Raw genomic sequence first — 20,851 nt, 5'->3', positions numbered from 1 at the left:
CCTCGCCGGCAGCCTCAGGCCTCGCCGGCATCGTCGACGAGCAGGCCGAGCAGCGCAGTCTCCCTGCCGCCGCGCAGGCTGATCGTGCGCCCGCGCTCGTACGCGACGACCACGCGAGGGTCGACGTAGCTCGCCTTCGCGATCGTCGGCGTGTTGCCGAGCACCTGGCTCGCATGCTCGATGGCGTCGCGGATGGCCCGGCCGCGCGCCCGTGCGGTGCGCTCGACGCCGAGCTGGGCGAGCCGATCGGCCGCCGCGATCGTGCCGCGCAGCGTGCGGAAGTCCTTCGCCGTGAAGTCCCCGCCGGTGCGGGCGCGGATGTCGTCGTTCACGTCGGCGGCGATCGCCGCGCGCATCCGCCGGCCCTCCGACCAGGCGTAGAGCCGTGCCGCGGCCGACCGCTCCGCGTTGTGCTCGACGAACGTCGCGAGCGCGGCATCCGTCACCTGCACGTCCTGGGCGATGCCGCCCTTCGCGCGGAAGCGGAACCGCACCGTCTCGGGGGGATCGAGCCTGGCGTTGCGCACCAGCAGGGTCGTGAGGCCGCGGCTGCGGAAGCCCGCCAGCGACTCCTCGGAGCCGATCCGGATGGCCCCGAGGTCGAGCGTGCGGAACGCGGCGGCGAGCACCCGCTCGCGAGGGAGCGCCTCGAGGGCGAGGTCGCGCTGCACCGTACGCCTCGCCGCGGGCAGCACCTCGGCCAGCGCGGTCATGCGCAGGAACTTCTCCGCGTCCTGCTTCTCGCGCCACACCGGGTGGTAGAGGTACTGTCGGCGCCCCGCGGCGTCGACGCCGACCGCGAGGATGTGCGCGTTCGGGGCATCCGCGATCCACACGTCCTCCCAGGCGGGCGGCACGGCGAGCTCGGCGATGCGTGCCCGCTCAGCCCGCCCGGCGGTGCCGCCGTCGGTGTGCACGTAGCCGAAGCCGCGCCCCCGGCGAACCCTGGTGAACCCGGGCGAGACGTAGGGCTCGACCCGCCTGAGGCGCGGCATCCGGCTGGCTCAGTGGTTGCGCAGCGCCGAGATGAGCTCGGCCTTGCGCTTGCCGCTGTACCCGGTGATGCCGATCTCCTTCGCGCGCTTGCGCAGCTGCTCGACGGTCCAGTCCTCGTAGTCGCCGTGCTTGCCGCCCTTGCGGCCGACCGCGCTGCGACCCTGGGCCGCCGCCGCGTTCGAGATCCGCGCCGCCTTCTCCTTCGACGCGCCGTCCTCGCGGAGCTCCCCGTAGAGTTCGGGGTCCTTGAGCGATGCGTTCTTGCGTCCCGGCATGGTGGGTTCTCCTCTCCTTGCGTCGTTGCTGCGGTGTCAGAGCCCGCGGCCGCCGGTCACCGGCAGCACGGCCCCCGACACGTACGACGCGTCGTCCGACGCGAGGTACACGTAGGCGCCGGCCAGCTCGGCGGGCTGCCCGGCGCGGCCGAGCGGGGTGTTGCGCCCGAACTCGGGCAGGTGGTCGGGCCAGCCGGTCGCCGGGATGAGCGGCGTCCAGATCGGCCCGGGTGCGACGGCGTTCACGCGGATGCCGCGGGGTCCGAGCTCCTCGGCCAGCGCCTTCGTGAACGCGACCAGCGCCGCCTTCGTCATCGCGTAGTCGACCAGTTCGTTCGACGGGTCGAACCCCTGGATCGACGTCGTGGTGATGATGCTCGAGCCCGCCTCCATGAGCGGCACCGCCGCCCGGGCGAGGAACACCGGCGCGAACAGGTTCACCCGCACGACGTGCTCGAAGTCGTCGGTCGGGATCTCGTCGATCCCGCCGCGGTTGCGCTGGTGCGCCGCGTTCAGCACGAGCAGGTCGAGCCCGCCGAACGCCTGCTCGGTATGCGCCACCAGGTCCTTGCAGTGCTGCTCGCTGCGCAGGTCGCCCGGCAGCAGCAACGGGTCGGTGCCGGCATCGGAGATCCACTGCGCGGTCTCCTCGGCATCCACCTGCTCGCTCGGCAGGTAGGCGATCGCGACGTTGGCGCCCTCGCGGGCGAACGCGATCGCGACCGCCCGGCCGATCCCGGAGTCGCCGCCGGTGATCAGGGCGCGCCGCCCCTCGAGGCGGCGATTGCCGCGATAGCTCTGCTCGCCGTGGTCGGGCTGGGGCGCCATGCGCTCGGTGAGTCCGGGTGGCGCCTGCTCCTGTCGCGGGAACGGGTCGGTCGTGTGCTTCGTGGTCGGATCGATGAGCTGATCGTTGATCACAAGGCCCCCCTTCGATCGCCAGCCACGCTACGCGGCGCTCCCGACCGCCGCAGGGGGTTGACAAGGCCGAGCGGGGCGCGTGATCCGGCGGCCGTCGAGCGGCCTCGCGGGACCCGGCGAAGACCCCCAAGGCGCCCTCACGTGAACCCGCTGATCGACCGACGGATGCCGCGATCCGCATGAACTCGCGGATCCGGGGCCGTTCACCCGCTAGCACGCCCCGCGAACGGGGGTCAACCCCTAGCCGCCCCGGCCGGCGCGCCAATACCGTCGGAGACACGGACGTACCCTCGTCCCAGGTTCCGCCAAGCACCGGCGGAGCCGTCATCCGCTCCCGTCACCACGGGTGCGGATCTCGTGAAGGAGAGATCATGAACATCCTCGTCGCCATCCTCGCCATCGCAGCGATCATCCTGCTCATCACCGGCGGTGTGGTCCCCACGCTGAACTTCCTGCTGTGGGTCGGCATCGTGCTGCTGGTCATCGCGGCCATCGTGTTCCTCGTGCGCTACCTGAGCGGAAACCGCACGGTCTGATCCATCGCAACGCAACGTCAGGGAGCGGGCGGCCTTCGGGCCGCCCGCTCCTTCGACGTGGTCGTGAGATTGGTGGCGCGACGGGGCCCGCGTCGGCCTATGCTGATCCCGTGGGAACGTTGTACTACGGAGACTCGGGAACCCCGATCGGCATCGAGGACCGAGCGCTCGCGCACCTCAAGGTCGCGATCACGACGAAGCTGCGCCGCGGCGAGAGCTTCACCCTGTCGTGGCAGCACACCGACGAGCAGCCGCGGGGGCGCAGCACCCTCTGGCTGCACCCGTCGATCCCACTCCGGTTCGTCTTCGACGAGCCCGAGACACCCGAACTCAGCCGCACCTGGATCGAGGAGCTGATGCGCTCCGCCAACAGCACGGGCGGCATCCGCCTCGTTCCCGAGCACCTCGACACCGACCCGATCGCGACGATGCCCGACCAGCCGGTGCACGTCGGCGCCGACGTGCAGGAGATCGAGGTCGACACCGAGTCCCAGCCCGCCTGACCGAGCATGCCGCTCGACCAACGGGGGACGTCGTCGGAGGAGGAGCACATGGGCATGACGGAGGACACGGCTGCGGGCCGTGTGGAGATCGAACGCTGGTGGCCGCACCTCTCGATCGAGGCGAAGCATCGACTGCTCGCCGAGCTCGATGCCGACCTCGACGCCGAGACCGTGGCCGAGATCGAGTCGATCACCGGCGGCGCGGCGCCCGATCGGCTGACACCCGCCGAGCAGCGGTTCGTCATCACGCAGATCGAGGCGGTCGACTGAGGGTCGCCCCGGCCCGACCGGCTACGCTTCGATCGAGGGTCGACGCCCCGGTGCGCGCTACTCGGCGTCGATCGGGTCGTTCTCCGCGGGCTCCGGCACGAACTGCAGGCCGGCGGTGCTGTTGGCCGAGAGCAGCATCTGCTCGATCCACAGGCGGTTGAGCTTCGGCGGCCGGTTGCCGCTGAAGACGAACTGCAGGGGGATCGACTCGTGCAGCCAGATCGTGGTGCGGCCGCTGCCGTTCTCCACGCCGTGCTCCCAGGTCATCGCGAAGCTCTCCGAACGCCGCAGCTTGTTGAGGATCGCGACGCGCAGGTGGGCCAGGGTGCGATCCTCGATCTCGATCTCGCGCACGGAGGAGTTGTAGATGAACTTGCCCATGGCCAGACTCTAGTCGCCCCGGCGGAGCCTCGACACCGCCGACGAGAACGTTCGGGTAACGGGACCCGCGAGCCGGTCAACCCCCTGCCCGCGGCTGGCCTCACCGCCTAGGAACGAGGGCATGAAAGCGCTCACCTGGCACGCCGCGAAAGACGTCAGAGTCGTCGAGGTTCCCGATCCGGCCATCGTCGATCCGACCGACGTGGTCATCCGCGTCACCGCCGCGGCGATCTGCGGGTCGGACCTGCACCTGTACGACGTGCTCGGGCCGTTCCTGCATCGCGGAGACATCCTGGGGCACGAGACGATGGGCGTCGTCGAGGAGGTGGGTGCCGACGTCCGGCGCATCTCGGTCGGCGACCGCGTGGTGATTCCCTTCGTGATCTCGTGCGGGCACTGCTTCATGTGCGCGCGAGGCCTCACCACGCAGTGCGAGACGACGCAGAATCGCGCGCACGGCACCGGCGCCGAACTGTACGGCTACACCGAGCTCTACGGGGAGATCCCTGGCGGGCAGGCCGAGTACCTGCGGGTGCGCCGGGCCGACGCGAACGCGCAGGTGGTCGGTCACGACCTTCCCGATGAGCGGTACCTGTTCCTGAGCGACATCCTGCCGACGGCCTGGCAGGGCTTCAGGTACGCGGGCGTCCCACCGGGAGGCACGCTCGCCGTCCTGGGCCTCGGGCCGGTCGGCCAGCTCGTCACCCGCATCGCGCGCCATCACGACGTGCACGTGCACGCCGTGGACCCGGTGCCCGAGCGGCGCCTCATGGCCGAGCGGTACGGCGCGACCGTGCACGATCTGGGCGGCGAGGCTGCCGAGGCGATCCGCGATGCGACCGAGGGCCGCGGACCCGACGCCGTCGTCGACGCCGTCGGCCTCGAGGCGCACGGCAACCCCGGCACGGCGTTCGCGCAGTCGGCGGTGGGCGTGCTCCCCGATAGCCTCGCGAAGCCGATCATGACGAAGGCCGGGGTCGACCGGCTCGCCGCGCTGCACTTCGCGATCGAACTGGTGCGACGCGGGGGAGCCGTGTCGGTGAGCGGCGTCTACGCCGGCAGCCTCGACCCGATGCCCATGATGACGATCTTCGACAAGCAGCTGACGATGCGATTCGGCCAGTGCAACGTGCACCAGTGGCTTCCGGAGCTGCTTCCGCTGGCCGAGGGCTCGGCGGATCCGCTCGGGCTCGAGGACCTCGCCACGCACCGGGTCCCGCTCGAGCAGGCGCCCGAGATGTACGAGAAGTTCCGCAACAAGGAGGACGGCTGCATCAAGGTCGTGCTGAAGCCCTGACCCGATCGCCCGGTCCCGAGAACCGCTTCTGTCAAGCCCCTTCAACGCGGCTACGGCGGCGACCTAGCGTGAGGCCATCGCCGAGGTCACGAGCCGCGGCGCGAGGAGAGGCACCGACATGACCCGATATCGATTCACCGCCGGCTGCGTGGCCGGCGCCGCAGCCATCGCCCTCGTCCTGAGCGGATGCGCCGTCGGAACCGGCGGTGCCGCCGGCGGCGACGACGCCGACTACGATCCCGACGCCGACCTGAGCGGCGAGCTCTCGGTGATGGGCTTCTCGGGGGTCGACGAGGTGGCGACGTCCCGGGTGGAGTACGCGGAGGCCGAGCTCGGCGACGTCGAGGTCGAGCTGATCGAGGGCGACCTCGACATCCAGCAGTTCCTCTCGGCCGTGGCATCCGGTGAGCCGCCCGAGCTGCTCTACGCCGACCGCGACCAGATCGGATCGCTCGCCGCTCGCGGCGCCATCATCCCGCTCGAGCGCTGCATCGACGGCGAGGGGATCGAGATGGACCAGTTCCGCGAGTCGGCGGTCGAGCAGGTGACCCTCGACGGCGAGGTCTACGGCATCCCGGAGTTCAACCAGGTGCAGGTGACCATGGCGAACGCCGACCTGCTGTCGGCGGCCGGCGTGACGATCGAGGACGTCAACGGGTCCGACCGTGCGGCGATGACCGAGGCGAACAAGGCGCTCACGAAGTCCGACGGCGGATCGCTCTCGGTCATCGGCGTCGATTCGAAGCTCCCCGAGTTCCTCCCGCTGTGGGTGGCCGCCGCGGGCGGGTCGTTGCTCTCGGACGACGGGAAGACCGCGAGCCTCGATTCGCAGGAGGCGATCGACGCGCTCACGTGGGCGGTCGGCATCTACGACGACCAGGGCGGGTTCAGCCAGGTCAAGGCGTTCCGCGACTCCGCCGATTTCTTCGGCGAGGGCAACCAGTTCGCCACGAACGTGCTCGGCGCCATGCCGATGGAGCAGTGGTACATCAACGTGCTCAACGAAGTGTCGCCCGACGCGCCCATGGCGTTCGATACGGTGCGCACGACCTCCGGAGAGCCCATCGCCTTCGCCGGCGGATCGGCGTGGGCGATCCCCTCGGGCACCGAGAACGCCGCCGCCGCATGCCGTTGGGCGAAGGCGATGACCTCCGTGGACGCGTGGCGGGCAGCGGCCGAGGCCCGGCTCGCGGTTCGGGAGGAGGAGGGCAAGCCCTTCACCGGCATCCTCACCGGCAACTCGGTGGCCGACGAGGAGATCCGCGGCATGGTGACCTCCGGCGGTGAGCCGTGGGACTCCGGCATCGAGGCGATGTACGAGGCGAACGACCACACGGTGTCGCTGCCGGCCAACCCGGCCGACGCCGAGTTCGAGCAGGCCATGCAGGATGCCGTGAACAGCGTCCTGAACGGCGAGGCCACGCCCGAGGAGGCCCTCGCCGAGGCGCAGGAGTCGGCGCAGAAGGCGCTCGACGAGGGCTGGCAGACGCTCGAGGAGCGCGCGAGCGAATGACCTCGACGGCCATCCGCACGGGTGGCGGTGTCGCCGATCGGCACACCGCCACCCCGGAGGAGCGCGAACGCAACCGTCGTCGCGCGAGCCGGCGCAACGTCTGGTCGGCGATGCTGTTCCTCAGCCCGTGGATCGTCGGCTTCCTGGTCTTCACGGCGTGGCCGATGATCTACAGCGCCTACCTGTCGCTCACCGACTACGACGTCATCAACGACCCGAACTTCGTCGGGCTCGAGAACTACGCGCAGATGGCGACGGACCCGAAGGTGCTCCTCGCACTCGGCAACACGGCGTTCTTCACCCTCGTGCAGGTGCCGCTCTACGTGGTCGTCTCGCTCGCCCTCGCGCTGCTGCTCGATCGCGCGGGTCGCGCGTCGGGGTTCTTCCGCACCGTGTTCTTCCTCCCCAAGATGACGCCGCCGGTCGCCGTGGGCGTGCTCTTCCTCCTGTTGTTCAACGGCCAGAACGGACTCCTGAACACGGTGCTGGGCTGGTTCGGCATCGACGGTCCTGCGTGGACCACCGACCCGGCCTGGGTCAAGCCGGGACTCATCCTGATGTCGCTCTGGACCGTCGGGGCATCCGTCATCATCCTGCTCGCCGCCCTGCGCAACGTGCCGAACGAGCTGTACGAGTCGGCCAAGCTCGATGGCGCCGGGTTCTGGCGCACGTCGTTCAGCATCACCCTGCCGATGATCAGCCCCGCCCTGTTCTTCGTCATCATCGTGAACACGATCGCGGGACTGCAGACCTTCGACGAGGCGTACACCGCCTTCTTCGGCGCCGGCAACACGACCTACAGCAACGACGCGGCCCTGTTCTACGTGATCTACCTGTTCCAGCAGGCGTTCGAGTTCCTGAACATGGGCTATGCGTCGGCGATGGCGTGGGGGCTGTTCGTGGTCATCATGATCGTGACGGCCATCCAGCTCATCGTCTCGCGCCGCTTCGTCTACTACGAGGGGGATCGATGACCGGCGTCGACGTCGAACTGCCCGTCGGAGGCCCCGCCGGGCCCGCACCGCGGCGCGACGCGGCAGTGCCGGCCGCGGCCACCACCGTTCCGCCCACCGACGCGGCTGCGCTGCGCGGCGAAGGCCGCCGCAAGCGCACCAGGGCGAGCCGGGTGTTCGCCTGGGTCGCGCTCGCGCTCCTCGGCATCGTGTTCGTGTACCCGTTCGTGTGGCTCGTCAGCGCGTCGTTCAAGCCGCGCACCGAGGTGTTCGACAACCGACTCATCCCCGAGACCTTCACGCTCGACAACTACGTGTCGGTCTGGCAGGAGGCGCCGCTCGGACTCTGGCTGATGAACACGGTCATCGTGACGGTGCTCGCGGCGGTGACGGTGACGTTCTCGAGCGCCATGGTCGCGTGGGGGTTCTCGTACTTCCGCTTCCGCGGGCGGGGCGCGCTCTTCGCCCTGGTGCTCGGCACCATGATGCTGCCGGGTGCGGTCACCATGATCCCGACGTTCCTCATCTGGAACGGACTGGGGCAGGTGGGCACGCTCACCCCCCTCTGGGCCGGCAACCTCTTCGGCAGCGCGTTCTACATCTTCCTGCTGCGTCAGTTCTTCCTCGGCCTGCCGCGGGACCTCTTCGAGGCCGCGCGCATCGACGGCGCCTCGCAGTTCGGGGTCTTCTGGCGCATCGCCCTCCCGCTCTGCAAGCCCGCGCTCGCAGTGGTGCTCGTCTTCGAGGTGCAGGCGGTCTGGACCGACCTCATGCGTGCGCTCATCTACCTGCGCGACTCCGACACCTTCACGGTGCCCCGCGGTCTCAAGTCGCTCGTCGACGCGTTCGGCTTCGGCGGCGAGTGGCACTGGGAGATCATCATCACCGCGAGCGTCATCACGACCATCCCGATGATCATCGTGTTCTTCGTCGCTCAGCGCCAGATCATCGACGGTGTCGCGTCGTCGGGCCTGAAGGGCTGATCAGGCGTCGGCCGAACCGGTTCGTCCCGGTTCGGCCGACGCTGCCGCGGTCGGATGCCGCGGACGTCGGATCACCTGCCGGTCGGATCCAGCGGGTCGTTCGTCGGCCTGCCGGGGCGACGGGGATCGAGCGGGTCGATCGCGCGCTGCACCTCGTCCAGGTCGATGATGCCGGTGTCCTCTCGCACCATCGACGGCGGGAGGTCACGCAGGCGCCGACGCACGTCGGCGTCGACTTCGGGTGTGTGGAAATCAGGGGCGACGAGCTCGGGTGAATCGATCTCGCGGGCGTCGGGTACGCCCGCCTCCGTCGTCGGTTCGGTATCCCGACCGATCGACTGTTCCATGGTGATGCTCCTTCCAGTGCACACGGATGCACCGGGCATCCGGTATCTCCGACGGTACGCCGCCGCGCGGCCGACGGCGAGGCCTTGACGACACCGATCGAGCAGGTTACTGGCGGGAGATCACGTCTTCGGCGCCGGAGGGAGCATCGGGTCGTGGCGTTCGTAGCCGTCGCGGAACACGACCCGACCCTCGTCGACGAGCTCGACGTCGTCCCACGACACCAGGAACGAGCCGCGGTGCAGCCATCGCTGCAGACGGGCGATGACGACGGGGCCGTTCTCGCCCCGGCGCTCGTAGCCCCACGTCGAGACCCGGCTGCGCGGGCTCACGAGCACGCCCGTCACCACGGTCTCGGCGAGGAGCTGCGCCGGGGCGCCCGAAATCTCGAGCCGCACGTCGACGACGCCGCCGACCCGGCGTCCGTCGGCTTCGAGCGCGTCGGAGCCGAGCAGGTCACTCAGGATCATGGCGACCTCCGGGGATGCGGCCGATGATGTGCCGGCTCACCCATCGCTCGACCCACGAGGCGTCGAGCGAATCGGCGCCGACGCCGAGTCGCACGGTCGTGCCGACCGAGGCGACCAGCTTCCAGGGGATCGAGATGCGTCGCGCGGCGGGGGCGTGCCCGCCGAAGATCCGCATCAGCAGTTGCGGTCCGGTGAGGATCGCCGCCACGCTGGGCGCGGGCGAGCCGGGCTCGATGCGCGCGCCGAGTTCGATGCCGTCCAGCTCGAGGTCGTCGATCGTCGTGACGGGCGTGCCGTCGCGGTCGAGCACCTGACGGTCGAGGAGGTGCAGGTGCGCGTCGAGCACGCGCCCTCTCGGCGCCCGGGGATCGGGTCGGGGCATCCGCTGGGCTGATTCGTCGTTCATGCTCCGGCTCCCGTCACGATGAGCAGGGGGATCGCCGCGGTCGCGGCGACGAGGATGATCACGAGGTAGATCGTGCCGACGAGGTTCATGCCGCGGCCGTTGACCTTGTCGCCCATGTACTCGCGGTCGTTCGCGATGATGAGGATCGGCAGGTACGTGAGCGGCAGCGCCACCGCGGAGAACACCACCGAGTACTCGGTCACGAGGATGGGGTCGACGCCGGTGGCGAGGATGGCGACGGCGACGAGGATGCACACGATCATCGCGAGGTGGAAGCGCGCCGCCCTCGCCGGCCGACGGAACTTGCCCCACGACCAGCCGAAGTACTGCGCCAGCGTGTACCCGCTCGACAGCGTGGTCTCGAGGGCGGCGCCGAAGGTCGCCGCGAGGATGCCGACGATCGCGAACGAGAGCGCCACCTTGCCGCCGGCCTCGGCGACGGGCAGCACGACCTGGCTCAGGCTGGTGACGTCGATCGAGGCTGGGAGCAGCACGACGGCGGCGCATCCGGCGATCGCGATCGAGAGCAGGCCGCCGAGCGGGAAGCCGACGAGCACGTTCAGGCGGGACTTGGCGAGGTCCTTCTCCGTCCACTTCTCCTCGATGGCGCCCGAGGAGAAGAAGAACACCTCGTACGGGGTCATCGCCGCACCGAACAGCGCGATCGCGTAGAACCAGTACGTGGCGACGGGCTCGTCCGCGGGCGGCCCCGGCCGGAGGGCCTGGTCCGCGAGCGATCCCCAGTCGGGCGAGAGCATGAAGAGTGCCACGGCGAACACGATGAGGGTGAGGCCGAGCAGCCCGGTCACGTTCTCCAGCAGGTCGAAGCGCGCCCGCCAGATGACGATCCACACGCCGAACGCCGCGACGGGGATCCACCACATCGGGTCGACGCTGGTGGCGAGCTGCAGCGCGAGCGCGACGCCGCCGATCTCCGCGGTCACCGTGAGCAGGTTGATCAGGAACGAGGCCGCGAGGTTCGCGAGGCCAGCGCGCGGTCCGAGCCGCTCGCGGATGATCTCGAACGTCGCGCGGCCGCTCACGGCGGCGACCCGGCCCGACATCTGGGCGTACACGCAGATGCCGACCACGCCGACGAGCACCACCCAGGCGAGCCCCAGCCCGAACCGGGACCCCACGACGGCGTTCGTCACGAGGTCGCCGATGTCGACGAATCCGCCGATGGCGGTGAGGATGCCGAGGGCGACCGCGAAGAGCTTCTTCATGCCCGGCCGACCTCCGCCCCCGCCGACGGCTCCGCCCCCGCCCCCGCCGTCGACGCCGCTGCCGTCTGCGCTGCCGTCGACGCCTGCGCCTCGAGATCCTCGAGCTGCTCGGCGGCCTGCTCGAGCGACGGCAGCGTCGCCTCGAGGGAGCCGAGGCCCGCCATCGCGTCGCGGGCGTCGTTCACCGCGCGCAGCCCCTCGTCGAGCGCCTCGAGCACGGCCTCGCGGAGCTCGGCATCGGATGAGGCCGTGACATCCGTCTCGGAGGCCGCGGTCGAGGCGGCCACGAGCTCGCGCCGGGCGTCGCCGAGCGTGGCGGTGGCCGTCGTGGGGAACGTGCGGTCGTCGAGCTCCTGCTCGACGACCAGTGCGGCCGTCTGCACGGCGGCGAGGCCCTGACCGGTGGCGTCGTTCAGCGTCGAGGCGGCACTCGCGCAGCCGGTGAGCGCGGCCGCGAGCGCGACGACCGCGACGACCGCGACGGATGTCGCGACCCGGGCCACGGTTCGGCGCCGCCGCTCAGTCGCCGGTCTCATGGTGCGGGGTCGCGACGGGCTTGGACTCGGGCGAGCCCCGCTGGCGGAGGTACACCGAGGCGCCGACGATGGCGGCGACCGCGAGGAACTCGCTCTGCCAGTTCTGCATCGACTCGAACCAGAACTGCGCGGTGCCGAGGTACTCGAGCGTGGTCACGCCCGGCAGTCCGTGCTCCGCCTGCTCTGCCGAGTACGCCTCGGCGCCGCCGACGGCGTGCAGCCAGAGCGAGAGGCCGAACAGCAGGAAGAAGAAGATGGCGAGGGAGTTCTCGTACAGCACCAGGGCGAGGCCGCCGCGGCGCACCGGCCACGGGGCGTCGGGGTCGTCCTTCGCCGAGCGCGGGTCCTCGTCCTGCGGAATGCGCTGGCCGATCGGCTTGGACTCGGACGAGCCCTTCTGGAACAGGAAGATCGTGAGCACGACGTAGGCGCCCATCTGCAGGAACTCCGACTCCCAGTTCTCGAACATCGCCTCGATGAAGTCGCCCGATCGGAGATACTCGCCGAGCGGGACCGCCGCCGATCCGTGGGCGAGCTGGTCGTCGTTGTAGACCTGGAGCCCACTCGCGATCATCCCGCCGAGGCATGCGAGGAAGATCGCGAGGGAGACGATCAGCAGTGCGTGGTCGTGCAGCCAACGACCCGCCGAGGATCGGGTCGTCGGGGTGCTGCGTGCGTCCTTCGTCGCGGTCATGGTCCCTCCCGGTGCTCTGGCTCCGATGGTGCTCCCGCGCCGCGGCCCGGGCAAGCCCTTGACAGGCGGTTCGCCGCCGCCGCTCCGTTGTCGAGTTCTTGCGCACGCTGCCGTACCATGGCCGCATGTCGAGAAGACTCGCGGATGTCGCGCGCAAGGTCGGGGTGAGCGAGGCGACGGTGAGCCGCGTGCTCAACGGCAAGCCCGGCGTCTCTGCGTCCACGCGCGACGCCGTGCTCACCGCACTCGACGTGCTCGGCTACGAGCGGCCGACGAAGCTCCGCGGCGAACGCGCCAGGCTCGTGGGCCTCGTGATGCCCGAGCTGCAGAACCCGATCTTCCCCGCGCTCGCCGAGGCGATCGGCGGTGGGCTGGCCCAGAACGGGTACACGCCCGTGCTGTGCATCCAGACGGCGGGCGGCATCTCGGAGTCCGATTACGTCGAGCTTCTCCTGCACCAGCAGGTGTCGGGGGTCATCTTCGCGGGCGGCGCGTACGCGCAGGCGGACGTGAACCACGACCACTACGCGCGGCTCGTCGAGCTGAAGCTGCCCACCGTGCTGGTCAACGCGCCGATCGACGACCTGGGATTCGCCACCGTCTCGTGCGACGACGCCACGTCGATGGAGCAGGCGTTCGGGCACCTCGTGCAGCTCGGGCACGAGCGCATCGGGATCCTGCTCGGGCCCCGCGACCACATGCCCTCCCGCCGCAAGCACGCCGCCGCGGTGCGGATGGCGGCGCGCCTCGGCCTCGAGCTGGGCGACGACCGCATCGTGCACTCGCTGTACTCCCTGGAGTCCGGCCAGACCGCCGCGACGAAGCTCCTCGCCGCCGGCGTCACGGGCATCGTGTGCGCGAGCGATCCGATGGCGCTCGGAGCGATCCGCGCCGTGCGGCGGGCCGGCCTCCGCGTGCCCGAGGACGTGTCGGTGATCGGCTACGACGACTCCGCGCTCATGAACTGCACCGAGCCGCCGCTCACCACGGTGCGCCAGCCCATCGAGGCGATGGGTCGCATGGTGATCGAGCTGCTCATGCGGCAGATGTCGAGCGAGGCGCCGATCGGCGACGAGGTGTTCTTCGCGCCCGAGCTCGTGGTGCGGTCGTCCACCGCCCCTGCTCCGCGCTGAGGCCCCGGGCCCCTTCGAACCCGCAACGCAGGAGAATCGTCGCTGCGCTCCACGTGAAGGGCGCACCGTGACGAATATCCTGCGTTGGATGGTCCTGGACCCTCCGCGGCATCCGCTCGACCACCCGGGCCAGCGAAGATGCGCAGAACATCAGCAAACCGCTCTCGCAAGTTCACGAAACTGAACGCAAGCGAATGCCTGATTGTTGAAAAGTTGCATCAATCTGTTGCTCTCATTACGTTTCGGAGTATCGACGCCGCGGTCTCCGAAGGACGCGGCGCGCCGCCCGTCCACGGAGGAGAACCACAGCGTGACCATGCCACTCACGGAACCCGGCACGGTGCCCCCGACCCTCGTGAAGGATCCGCTGTGGTGGCGCAGCGCGGTGATCTACCAGGTCTACGTCCGCAGCTTCGCGGACTCGGACGGCGACGGCACGGGCGACCTCCGCGGCGTGCGCAGTCGACTCGGGTACCTCAAGGAACTCGGCGTCGACGCGCTCTGGTTCAACCCGTGGTATCCGTCGCCCCTCGCCGACGGCGGCTACGACGTCTCGGACTACCGGGACATCCACCCGACCTTCGGCACGCTCGAGGACGCCGAGCTGCTCATCACCGAGGCCCTCGAGCTCGGCATCCGCACGATCATCGACATCGTCCCGAACCACCTCTCGAGCGAGCATCCGTGGTTCCGGGCGGCACTCGCCGCCGGCCCGGGATCGCCCGAGCGGGGACGCTTCTGGTTCCACCCCGGAAAGGGACCGAACGGCGACGAGATGCCCACGAGCTGGATCTCGAACTTCCAGGGCGACACCTGGACGCGCACCGTGAACCCCGACGGCACGCCGGGGGAGTGGTACCTGCACCTCTTCACCCCCGAGCAGCCCGACCTCAACTGGAACCACCCCGACGTGCGGCGCGAGCACGAGGACATCTTGCGCTTCTGGTTCGACCGCGGCGTCGCCGGCGTTCGCATCGACTCCGCCGGCCTGCTCATCAAGGACCCGGCGCTGCCCGAGGTCCCCGCGGAGGTGCCCCCCGGCGGGCATCCCACCGAGGACCGCGACGAGGTGCACGACGTCTACCGCTCGTGGCGGCGCATCGCCGACTCGTACGAGGGGACGCGCGTGCTCGTGGGCGAGGTGTGGGTGCCCGATGCCCAGCGCTTCGCGGCCTACCTGCGGCCCGACGAGATGCACACGGCGTTCAACTTCGACTTCATGTCGCGCCCGTGGGATGCCGCGGAGCTCCGCGCCTCGATCGACCTGATGCTCGCCGCGCACGCGCCGGTCGGGGCGCCGAGCACGTGGGTGCTCTCGAACCACGACGTCACCCGGCCCGTCACCCGGTACGGCCGTGAGGACTCGAGCTTCGCCTTCGCCAGGAAGCGCTTCGGAACCCCCACCGATCTCGACCTCGGCCGCCGCCGCGCCCGCGCCGCCGCGCTGCTCACCGCGGCACTGCCCGGCTCCCTCTACCTGTACCAGGGCGACGAGCTCGGCCTGCCCGAGGTCGAGCTGCCGCGGGAGGTGCTCGAGGATCCGATGCACTTCCGCTCGGGCGGGGTCGACCCGGGCCGCGACGGATGCCGCGTGCCGTTGCCATGGCGCGGGGTCGCCGCGCCCTTCGGGTTCAGCCCGGAGGTGCCGGGCGGTGACGGCACCGTCGCCGCCCCGTGGTTGCCGCAGCCCGCGGAATGGGCCGCCCTGACCGTGCAGGCGCAGGAGTCCGACCCGGCCTCGATGCTCTGGCTGTACCGCCAGGCCCTCCGCATCCGAAGGCGCGAGGGCTCGCTCGGCGACGGCACGCTCACGTGGCTTCCGAGCGACCCCACCGCGCTGGTGTTCCAGCGCGGTGACGACGTCGTGAACGTCACCAACCTCGGCACGGCGCCCATGGCCCTGCCCGACCACGACCGCATCCTCCTCTCCAGCACCCCGCTCGTCGGCGGAATGCTGCCTCCCGACTCCACGGCCTGGCTTCACCGACCCGCCTGACCGTCGAGGCCGCAGCTCGCACCACGCCGCGGCAGTCACCCTCACCACACCCCGCACCACACAGCACCGAAAGGACTGGACAATGAAGTCACCGAGAACAGTCGCGATCGCCGGCCTCGCCGCATTCGCGATGGTGGGCGCGCTCGCCGCCTGCAGCGCGGGAGGCGGAGACGACAGCGGCAAGACGGAGCTCCGCGTCGCGACCTTCCCGCCCGGCGCCGACGCCGCCGCCTACGACGCGTTCGCCGAGCAGGAGGCGCAGTTCGAGAAGGCCAACCCCGACATCGACATCATCGGGGTCGAGTACGAGTGGGAGGGCCCCACCTTCGCCGTGCAGCTCGCCGGCGGCAGCCTCCCCGACGTGTTCACCGTGCCGTTCACCGATTCCAAGACCCTGCTCGAGAACGGCCAGCTCATGGACGTGACCGACGAGGTCGAGGAGCTCGGCTACGCCGACAAGTTCAACCCGATCATCCTCGACGCCGTGAAGGACGGCGACCGCATCTACGGGTTCCCCCGCCAGGCCTACGCGATGGGCCTGCACTACAACCGCACGCTGTTCGAGCAGGCGGGCCTCGACCCCGACAGCCCGCCGACCACGTGGGACGAGATCCGCAAGGCCGCCAAGACCATCTCGGAGAAGACCGGCAAGGCGGGCTTCATGGAGATGACGCAGAACAACACCGGCGGCTGGCAGCTGGTGGCGGCATCCGCTGCGCGTGGCGGCAGCATCCAGGAGGACAACGGCGACGGGACCTACACGTCGACCATCGCGAACGACGCCACCAAGGCGGCGCTGGAGTTCCTGCACGACCTGCGCTGGGAGGACAACTCGCTCGGCTCGAACTTCCTGCTCGACTGGGGCACGATCAACCAGGAGTTCGCCGCCGGCAACATCGGCATGTATTCGTCGGGATCCGACGTCTACACGGCGCTCGTTCGCGACTTCTCGCTGAACCCCGACGACTATGGCCTCACCGTCGTGCCCGTCGAGAACGGCGGCGGCACCCTCGGCGGCGGCGACATCGCGGTCGTGAGCCCGACGGTCGACGACGCCACGAAGGCCGCGGCCGTGACGTGGATCGACTGGTTCTACATGCAGAAGCTCCTCGACGAGGACGCAGCGGTGCTGGACGCCAAGACCCTCACCGAGAGCGGCCAGGCGATCGGCACCCCGCTCCTCCCCGTCCTCGATCGCGAGACCTACGAGGAGTCGCTGACGTGGATCGAGCCGTACATCAACGTGCCGCGCGACCAGATGACGCCGTTCACCGACGGCATCTGGGAGCAGACGCCGGTGGGCGAGCCGAAGGGCAAGACCCAGGAGATCTACGCCCTGCTCGACACGGTGGTGCAGGCGGTGCTCACCGACCAGAACGCCGACATCGACGCCCTTCTCGAGGCGGCGGACGTCGACGCCCAGGCCCTGCTCGACGAGTAGGAGACGGGCGGATGCCGCGAGCCGGACCTCCTCCCCGAGCGGCTCGCGGCATCCGTCGACCCGTTCCGTTCCGGCCGGCCCCCAGCGGGCCGGAACACCCACCGAAGGATTCCCGGATGACCCTCAGCACCAAGCACCAGGCGCCGACCGAGGGCGATCCCGTGCCCCGCCCCGCCTCCGGGCCGATGGTTCCCGCGCCGCCGGCTCGGCGACCCAGAACCCGCAACCTCCGCACCTGGGTACGCGGCGGCGGCCTCTCGACGCTCGTCTTCCTCGCGCCGATGCTCATCGTCTTCACGGTCTTCAGCTGGTCGCCGATCGTGCAGTCGGTGATCATGAGCCTGCAGGAGACGAACCTCCTCGACGCGCCCACCTGGGTGGGGCTCGACAACTTCGTGCACGTGCTGAACGACCCGCTGCTCGGCACGGCGATCCTCAACACGCTGTACTTCGCGCTGCTCGCGCTGCTCTTCGGGTTCCCGCTGCCGATCGTCGTCGCGGTGCTGATGAGCGAGGTGCGGCGAGCGAAGGGGTTCTACTCGGCGCTCGCCTACCTGCCCGTCGTCGTCCCCCCGGTCGTGGCGGTGCTGCTCTGGAAGGTCTTCTACGACGCGAGCCCCACCGGCCTCTTCAACACGATCCTCGGCTGGGTGGGCATCCCGCCGCAGCCGTGGCTGCAGTCGTCGGCGACCGCGATGCCGTCGCTCGTGCTCGAGGCGACGTGGGCGGCGGCCGGCGGCTCGATCATCATCTACCTCGCCGCGCTGCTCAGCGTGCCGCCCGAGCTCTACGACGCCGCCGAGGTCGACGGCGCCTCGATCTGGAACAAGATCTGGCACGTCACGCTGCCGCAGTTGCGCGGCATCCTCTTCATCATGCTGATCCTGCAGGTCATCGCGACGGCGCAGGTCTTCCTCGAGCCGTTCCTGTTCACGGGCGGCGGTCCGAACAACGCGACGGTCACCATCCTGCTACTCATCTACCGTTACGCCTTCCAGAACAGCCTCGGCGGCGACTACGGCGAGGCGACCGCGCTCAGCGTCATGCTCGCCATCGTGCTCGCGCTGCTCAGCTGGCTGTACTTCAAGCTCACCGAACGCTGGAGCACCTCATGACGACGACCCAGCCACCCGTCTTCGAAGGGGTCGACGCCCCGCATGCGGCGAGCGGCCTGCGCGGCGTCATCGGCCGTCGGCGAGCGGCTCGTCGTCCCGACGAGACGGGCGACCGCGGCATCGTGTCGGACCACGACCGCAAGAACCGCGGCGTCAAGGTCGGGATGGGCGGCGTGCACTTCGTGCTCTTCGTCGGCCTCGTGATCGCCGGACTCGGCCCACTGCTCTGGCTCGCGAAGTCCGCCGTCACGCCGACGCAGGACACGCTGCGCCAGCCGCTCGCGCTCTGGCCGAACGGGATCGACTGGGCGAACCTCCCGCAGGCGTGGAACGACGTGCACATCGACCAGTTCTTCTGGAACACGATCGTGATCGCCGCGGGTTCCTGGTTCTTCCAGCTGCTGGTCGCGACGACGGCGGGCTACGCGCTGTCGGTGCTGCGGCCGAGGTACGCCCCGATCCTCAACGGCGCGATCCTCGCGACGCTGTTCATCCCCGCCGTCGTGCTGCTCGTGCCGTTGTACCTCACGATCGTGAACCCGCCGCTGCTCGGCGACGTGTCGCTGCTCAACAACTACCTCGCGGTGTGGCTGCCGGCCGCGGCGAACGCGTTCAACATCCTGCTCGTGAAGCGCTTCTTCGACGCCCTGCCGCGCGAGGTGTTCGAGGCGGCGAAGACCGACGGGGCCGGCCCGTTCCGCCTGTTCTGGTCGATCGTGCTGCCGATGTCGAAGCCGATCCTCGGCGTCGTCTCGGTGTTCGCGATCATCGCCGCGTGGAAGGACTTCCTCTGGCCGATGCTCGTCCTCCCCGACCCGGCGGTGCAGCCGCTGTCGGTGCGGCTCCCGGCGGTGCAGCAGTCGATCGAGCTCGACGTGTTCCTCGCCGCGCTCGCGATCTCGACGCTCATCCCGGTGGTGCTGTTCCTCGTGTTCCAGGGCGTGTTCCTGCGATCCGCCGGCCTGGGCGGCGCGGTCAAGGGCTGACGGATGCCGCGGGCACGACGGATGCCGCGGGCGTCGGCGTAGGCTGGCGCCCGTGGAGCATCCGCGAGTGGTCGATCCGGAGCATCCGCTCGTCGAACGCGTGCGCCGGATCTGCTTCGCGCTGCCCGAGGTCGTCGAGGTCGAGGCGTGGGGCCGGCCCACCTTCCGTGCCGCCAAGCCGATCTTCGTGCACGTGGCCGCGATCGCCGACAACCCGCTCTCGATCATCGTGAAGACCGACCCCCAGGAGCACCTCGCGCTCGTCCAAGACGGCCGCTTCTACGGAGCGCCGTACTACGACCGGAACCGCTGGCTCGGCGTCGACCTCGATGCGCCCGACACCGACTGGAACCTGCTCGCCGAGGTGATCGAGACGTCGTACCGGCAGGTCGCGAACCGCCGGCAGCTGGCGGCCCTCGACGCGCTGCGGCCCGACCACGCCGACGCGTGAACCGCCATCCGCAAAGCGGAGCGTGCCCCCCGGATTGGGGCGGCGGAATCGGGGCCAGCACGGTGACATGGCACATGCCGCAGGGCCACGGTGGAGGATGACGCGATATTCCGTCGCGCCATTCGCCACCCGAAAGGACACCATGTTCTCCAGGACACTGACCAACGTGGGCGCGGGGGTCGCGCTCGCCGCGGCGCTGGCGCTCGGCACCGGAGCCGCCGCCTACGCGCACGAGTGCTACAACCCCAGCCGCTCCGACAAGGGCGACGCCAAGGCCGGCGCCAACTCGCAGGCCTGGTTCACGCTCGTCGTCTCCGACGCGATCCAGGGCGACGTGACCGGCGGCGTGCTCACCCAGCAGCAGGCCGACTGCATCAAGGCGGCCTACGCTGGAACCGGCGCGCCCGCCTCGTTCACCGTGATGGTGAAGGGCGCCGTCGGCCAGGACGGCGTCATCGCCGCGCACAACCCGAACCTCTCGCACTCCACCGACGGCAAGGGCATCGATCACGCCTTCGCCGCCTACGGCGAGCAGATCTTCGGCAGCTACGCCGCGTGCGGCGTCGAATTCTGAGTCGGTCGAACGCAGCGCTCGGAACGCCCCGCTCGCGAATGGGCGGGGCGTTCCCTGCGCCTCGAGGGGAGCGCCCCGGCCCCCTGGTACCCCGCCGCTCGATTGGCGAGATCGAACCGCGTGGGATAGAGTGGCGTGGTTGCCTGATCGCACGGATGCGAGGGCGACATCCCATGCGCCCGTAGCTCAACGGATAGAGCATCTGACTACGGATCAGAAGGTTGGGGGTTCGAATCCCTCCGGGCGCACACTGGTTGAGACAGTACAGGCCCCGGGTCACGCGATCGCGTGACCCGGGGCCTTTGTCGTCGGGTGCGCGGGCACGCATCTCCGGCGGAGTCAAGGGCTCGCTTCTCGGCTGCCCGCCCGATAGACATGAGACATCGGGTCGTGGGGAACCAGCCCGATGGCAGGCTGGCCGGTCTCGGGCTTCTCGAGGTCCCGGTCAGTCTGTGTGATCTCGGCCGCGAAGCCCGTCGCCGTCCCACGAGCCACCGTCCCCGGCGATCCGCCGTGTGCGAACCCCGACGCGAAACGGAGACGACCGAGTGAACGAATTGACATCGGCGCAACGCACCCCCGACCCGCTGAGTGATCGACGGGCCGTGCAGCTGCTGCTGGCCTTCGTGGCGGCGGTGGTCATCGTGCTCGCGTTGGCGACCGTGCCGCTGAGCATCACGGAGAGCATGACCACTCGCGAACCGACCGGGCAACGTCAGCTCGACCGCTTCCCGCGCTGACGCCCGCACGCGTCGGCTGAGCCACCACCCGGAAGCCGTGCCACCCCCGCTCGGGGGCCAGATGAGCCGTTTCATCAGGGATTCGTGCGTCGGAGGCTGGGAATCCGCCG

At 70.0% G+C, this 20,851-nt stretch carries 25 protein-coding genes and 1 tRNA gene; 16 read left to right on the top strand and 10 right to left on the bottom strand.

Features of this window, described 5'->3' with window-relative positions; translation table 11 throughout:
- Positions 1-14: 14 nt before the first annotated feature.
- Genes EV187_RS05830 through EV187_RS05820 form a run of 3 tightly spaced genes read right to left on the bottom strand, consistent with a single transcriptional unit; the run spans position 15 to position 2,192 of the window.
- Positions 15-995, bottom strand: coding sequence for a DNA topoisomerase IB (locus tag EV187_RS05830; RefSeq protein WP_130352001.1), 981 nt, complete (start codon positions 993-995; stop codon positions 15-17).
- A gap of 9 nt (positions 996-1,004) precedes the next feature.
- Positions 1,005-1,271 (bottom strand): DUF7218 family protein, encoded by a 267-nt coding sequence (locus tag EV187_RS05825; RefSeq protein ID WP_130352000.1) that lies wholly within the window; start codon positions 1,269-1,271, stop codon positions 1,005-1,007.
- Between the two features lie 36 nt (positions 1,272-1,307).
- Positions 1,308-2,192: an SDR family oxidoreductase gene (locus EV187_RS05820; protein ID WP_242609449.1), complete on the bottom strand. Its 885-nt coding sequence runs from the start codon at positions 2,190-2,192 to the stop codon at positions 1,308-1,310.
- A gap of 371 nt (positions 2,193-2,563) precedes the next feature.
- On the opposite strand from EV187_RS05820, the gene EV187_RS18320 reads away from it, so the two are divergent.
- The 3 genes from EV187_RS18320 to EV187_RS05810 all read left to right on the top strand — a co-directional run bounded on the left by EV187_RS18320 (position 2,564) and on the right by EV187_RS05810 (position 3,501).
- Positions 2,564-2,728, top strand: a complete 165-nt coding sequence (locus EV187_RS18320; protein ID WP_165391117.1) for a hypothetical protein — start codon at positions 2,564-2,566, stop codon at positions 2,726-2,728.
- Between the two features lie 110 nt (positions 2,729-2,838).
- Positions 2,839-3,231, top strand: coding sequence for a DUF7882 family protein (locus EV187_RS05815; RefSeq protein WP_242609448.1), 393 nt, complete (start codon positions 2,839-2,841; stop codon positions 3,229-3,231).
- Positions 3,232-3,279: 48 nt separating this feature from the next.
- Positions 3,280-3,501: a hypothetical protein gene (locus EV187_RS05810; protein ID WP_130351999.1), complete on the top strand. Its 222-nt coding sequence runs from the start codon at positions 3,280-3,282 to the stop codon at positions 3,499-3,501.
- A gap of 57 nt (positions 3,502-3,558) precedes the next feature.
- On the opposite strand, the gene EV187_RS05805 is transcribed toward EV187_RS05810, so the two are convergent.
- A complete protein-coding gene (locus tag EV187_RS05805) occupies positions 3,559-3,882 on the bottom strand; it encodes a DUF7882 family protein (protein ID WP_130351998.1) in 324 nt (107 codons plus the stop codon).
- Between the two features lie 121 nt (positions 3,883-4,003).
- On the opposite strand from EV187_RS05805, the gene EV187_RS05800 reads away from it, so the two are divergent.
- The 4 genes from EV187_RS05800 (at position 4,004) to EV187_RS05785 (ending at position 8,628) form a co-directional block, all read left to right on the top strand.
- Positions 4,004-5,179 carry an alcohol dehydrogenase catalytic domain-containing protein gene (locus tag EV187_RS05800; RefSeq protein ID WP_130351997.1) on the top strand — a complete coding sequence of 392 codons (1,176 nt, stop codon included), beginning with the start codon at positions 4,004-4,006 and terminating at the stop codon, positions 5,177-5,179.
- Positions 5,180-5,297: 118 nt separating this feature from the next.
- Positions 5,298-6,692, top strand: coding sequence for an extracellular solute-binding protein (locus tag EV187_RS05795; RefSeq protein ID WP_130351996.1), 1,395 nt, complete (start codon positions 5,298-5,300; stop codon positions 6,690-6,692).
- Entirely contained in the window at positions 6,689-7,666 is a 978-nt protein-coding gene (locus EV187_RS05790; protein ID WP_130351995.1) for a carbohydrate ABC transporter permease, read from the top strand. The genes EV187_RS05795 and EV187_RS05790 overlap by 4 nt, the downstream gene beginning before the upstream one ends.
- Positions 7,663-8,628 carry a carbohydrate ABC transporter permease gene (locus EV187_RS05785; RefSeq protein WP_165391116.1) on the top strand — a complete coding sequence of 322 codons (966 nt, stop codon included), beginning with the start codon at positions 7,663-7,665 and terminating at the stop codon, positions 8,626-8,628. The genes EV187_RS05790 and EV187_RS05785 overlap by 4 nt, the downstream gene beginning before the upstream one ends.
- Before the next feature lie 71 nt (positions 8,629-8,699).
- Here EV187_RS05785 and EV187_RS05780 read toward each other — a convergent pair whose 3' ends face one another.
- From EV187_RS05780 to EV187_RS05755, 6 genes are all read right to left on the bottom strand, one after another.
- Positions 8,700-8,975 (bottom strand): hypothetical protein, encoded by a 276-nt coding sequence (locus EV187_RS05780; RefSeq protein ID WP_130351994.1) that lies wholly within the window; start codon positions 8,973-8,975, stop codon positions 8,700-8,702.
- A 120-nt stretch (positions 8,976-9,095) separates the two neighbouring features.
- Entirely contained in the window at positions 9,096-9,443 is a 348-nt protein-coding gene (locus EV187_RS05775; RefSeq protein ID WP_130351993.1) for a PRC-barrel domain containing protein, read from the bottom strand.
- On the bottom strand, positions 9,430-9,849 hold the full coding sequence (locus EV187_RS05770; RefSeq protein WP_242609447.1) for a hypothetical protein: 420 nt from the start codon (positions 9,847-9,849) through the stop codon (positions 9,430-9,432). Before EV187_RS05770 ends, EV187_RS05775 begins: the two co-directional genes overlap by 14 nt.
- On the bottom strand, positions 9,846-11,075 hold the full coding sequence (locus tag EV187_RS05765; RefSeq protein ID WP_130351992.1) for an Nramp family divalent metal transporter: 1,230 nt from the start codon (positions 11,073-11,075) through the stop codon (positions 9,846-9,848). The genes EV187_RS05770 and EV187_RS05765 overlap by 4 nt, the downstream gene beginning before the upstream one ends.
- Complete coding sequence (locus tag EV187_RS05760) at positions 11,072-11,578, bottom strand: hypothetical protein (protein ID WP_130351991.1); 507 nt, start codon at positions 11,576-11,578, stop codon at positions 11,072-11,074. Before EV187_RS05760 ends, EV187_RS05765 begins: the two co-directional genes overlap by 4 nt.
- Positions 11,579-11,594: 16 nt before the next feature.
- Positions 11,595-12,305, bottom strand: a complete 711-nt coding sequence (locus EV187_RS05755; RefSeq protein ID WP_130351990.1) for a DUF6766 family protein — start codon at positions 12,303-12,305, stop codon at positions 11,595-11,597.
- A gap of 125 nt (positions 12,306-12,430) precedes the next feature.
- On the opposite strand from EV187_RS05755, the gene EV187_RS05750 reads away from it, so the two are divergent.
- The 9 genes from EV187_RS05750 to EV187_RS05710 all read left to right on the top strand — a co-directional run bounded on the left by EV187_RS05750 (position 12,431) and on the right by EV187_RS05710 (position 20,741).
- Positions 12,431-13,438, top strand: a complete 1,008-nt coding sequence (locus tag EV187_RS05750) for a LacI family DNA-binding transcriptional regulator (RefSeq protein ID WP_130351989.1) — start codon at positions 12,431-12,433, stop codon at positions 13,436-13,438.
- A gap of 316 nt (positions 13,439-13,754) precedes the next feature.
- Positions 13,755-15,434, top strand: coding sequence for a glycoside hydrolase family 13 protein (locus tag EV187_RS05745; protein ID WP_130352274.1), 1,680 nt, complete (start codon positions 13,755-13,757; stop codon positions 15,432-15,434).
- Positions 15,435-15,516: 82 nt separating this feature from the next.
- Positions 15,517-16,875: an ABC transporter substrate-binding protein gene (locus EV187_RS05740; RefSeq protein WP_130351988.1), complete on the top strand. Its 1,359-nt coding sequence runs from the start codon at positions 15,517-15,519 to the stop codon at positions 16,873-16,875.
- Positions 16,876-17,060: 185 nt separating this feature from the next.
- Positions 17,061-17,990, top strand: coding sequence for a carbohydrate ABC transporter permease (locus tag EV187_RS05735; protein ID WP_130352273.1), 930 nt, complete (start codon positions 17,061-17,063; stop codon positions 17,988-17,990).
- A complete protein-coding gene (locus EV187_RS05730; protein ID WP_130351987.1) occupies positions 17,987-18,976 on the top strand; it encodes a carbohydrate ABC transporter permease in 990 nt (329 codons plus the stop codon). The genes EV187_RS05735 and EV187_RS05730 overlap by 4 nt, the downstream gene beginning before the upstream one ends.
- Positions 18,977-19,028: 52 nt before the next feature.
- A complete protein-coding gene (locus EV187_RS05725) occupies positions 19,029-19,427 on the top strand; it encodes an MmcQ/YjbR family DNA-binding protein (protein WP_165391115.1) in 399 nt (132 codons plus the stop codon).
- Positions 19,428-19,569: 142 nt separating this feature from the next.
- Positions 19,570-20,001 (top strand): hypothetical protein, encoded by a 432-nt coding sequence (locus EV187_RS05720; RefSeq protein WP_165391114.1) that lies wholly within the window; start codon positions 19,570-19,572, stop codon positions 19,999-20,001.
- Between the two features lie 175 nt (positions 20,002-20,176).
- Positions 20,177-20,249, top strand: a tRNA-Arg gene (locus EV187_RS05715).
- Positions 20,250-20,549: 300 nt separating this feature from the next.
- Positions 20,550-20,741 (top strand): hypothetical protein, encoded by a 192-nt coding sequence (locus EV187_RS05710; RefSeq protein ID WP_130351984.1) that lies wholly within the window; start codon positions 20,550-20,552, stop codon positions 20,739-20,741.
- Positions 20,742-20,851: the final 110 nt, after the last annotated feature.

The sequence above is a fragment of the Agromyces ramosus genome (assembly GCF_004216665.1).
Lineage (GTDB): Bacteria > Actinomycetota > Actinomycetes > Actinomycetales > Microbacteriaceae > Agromyces > Agromyces ramosus.
This window is presented reverse-complemented; position numbering and strand designations above follow the sequence as displayed.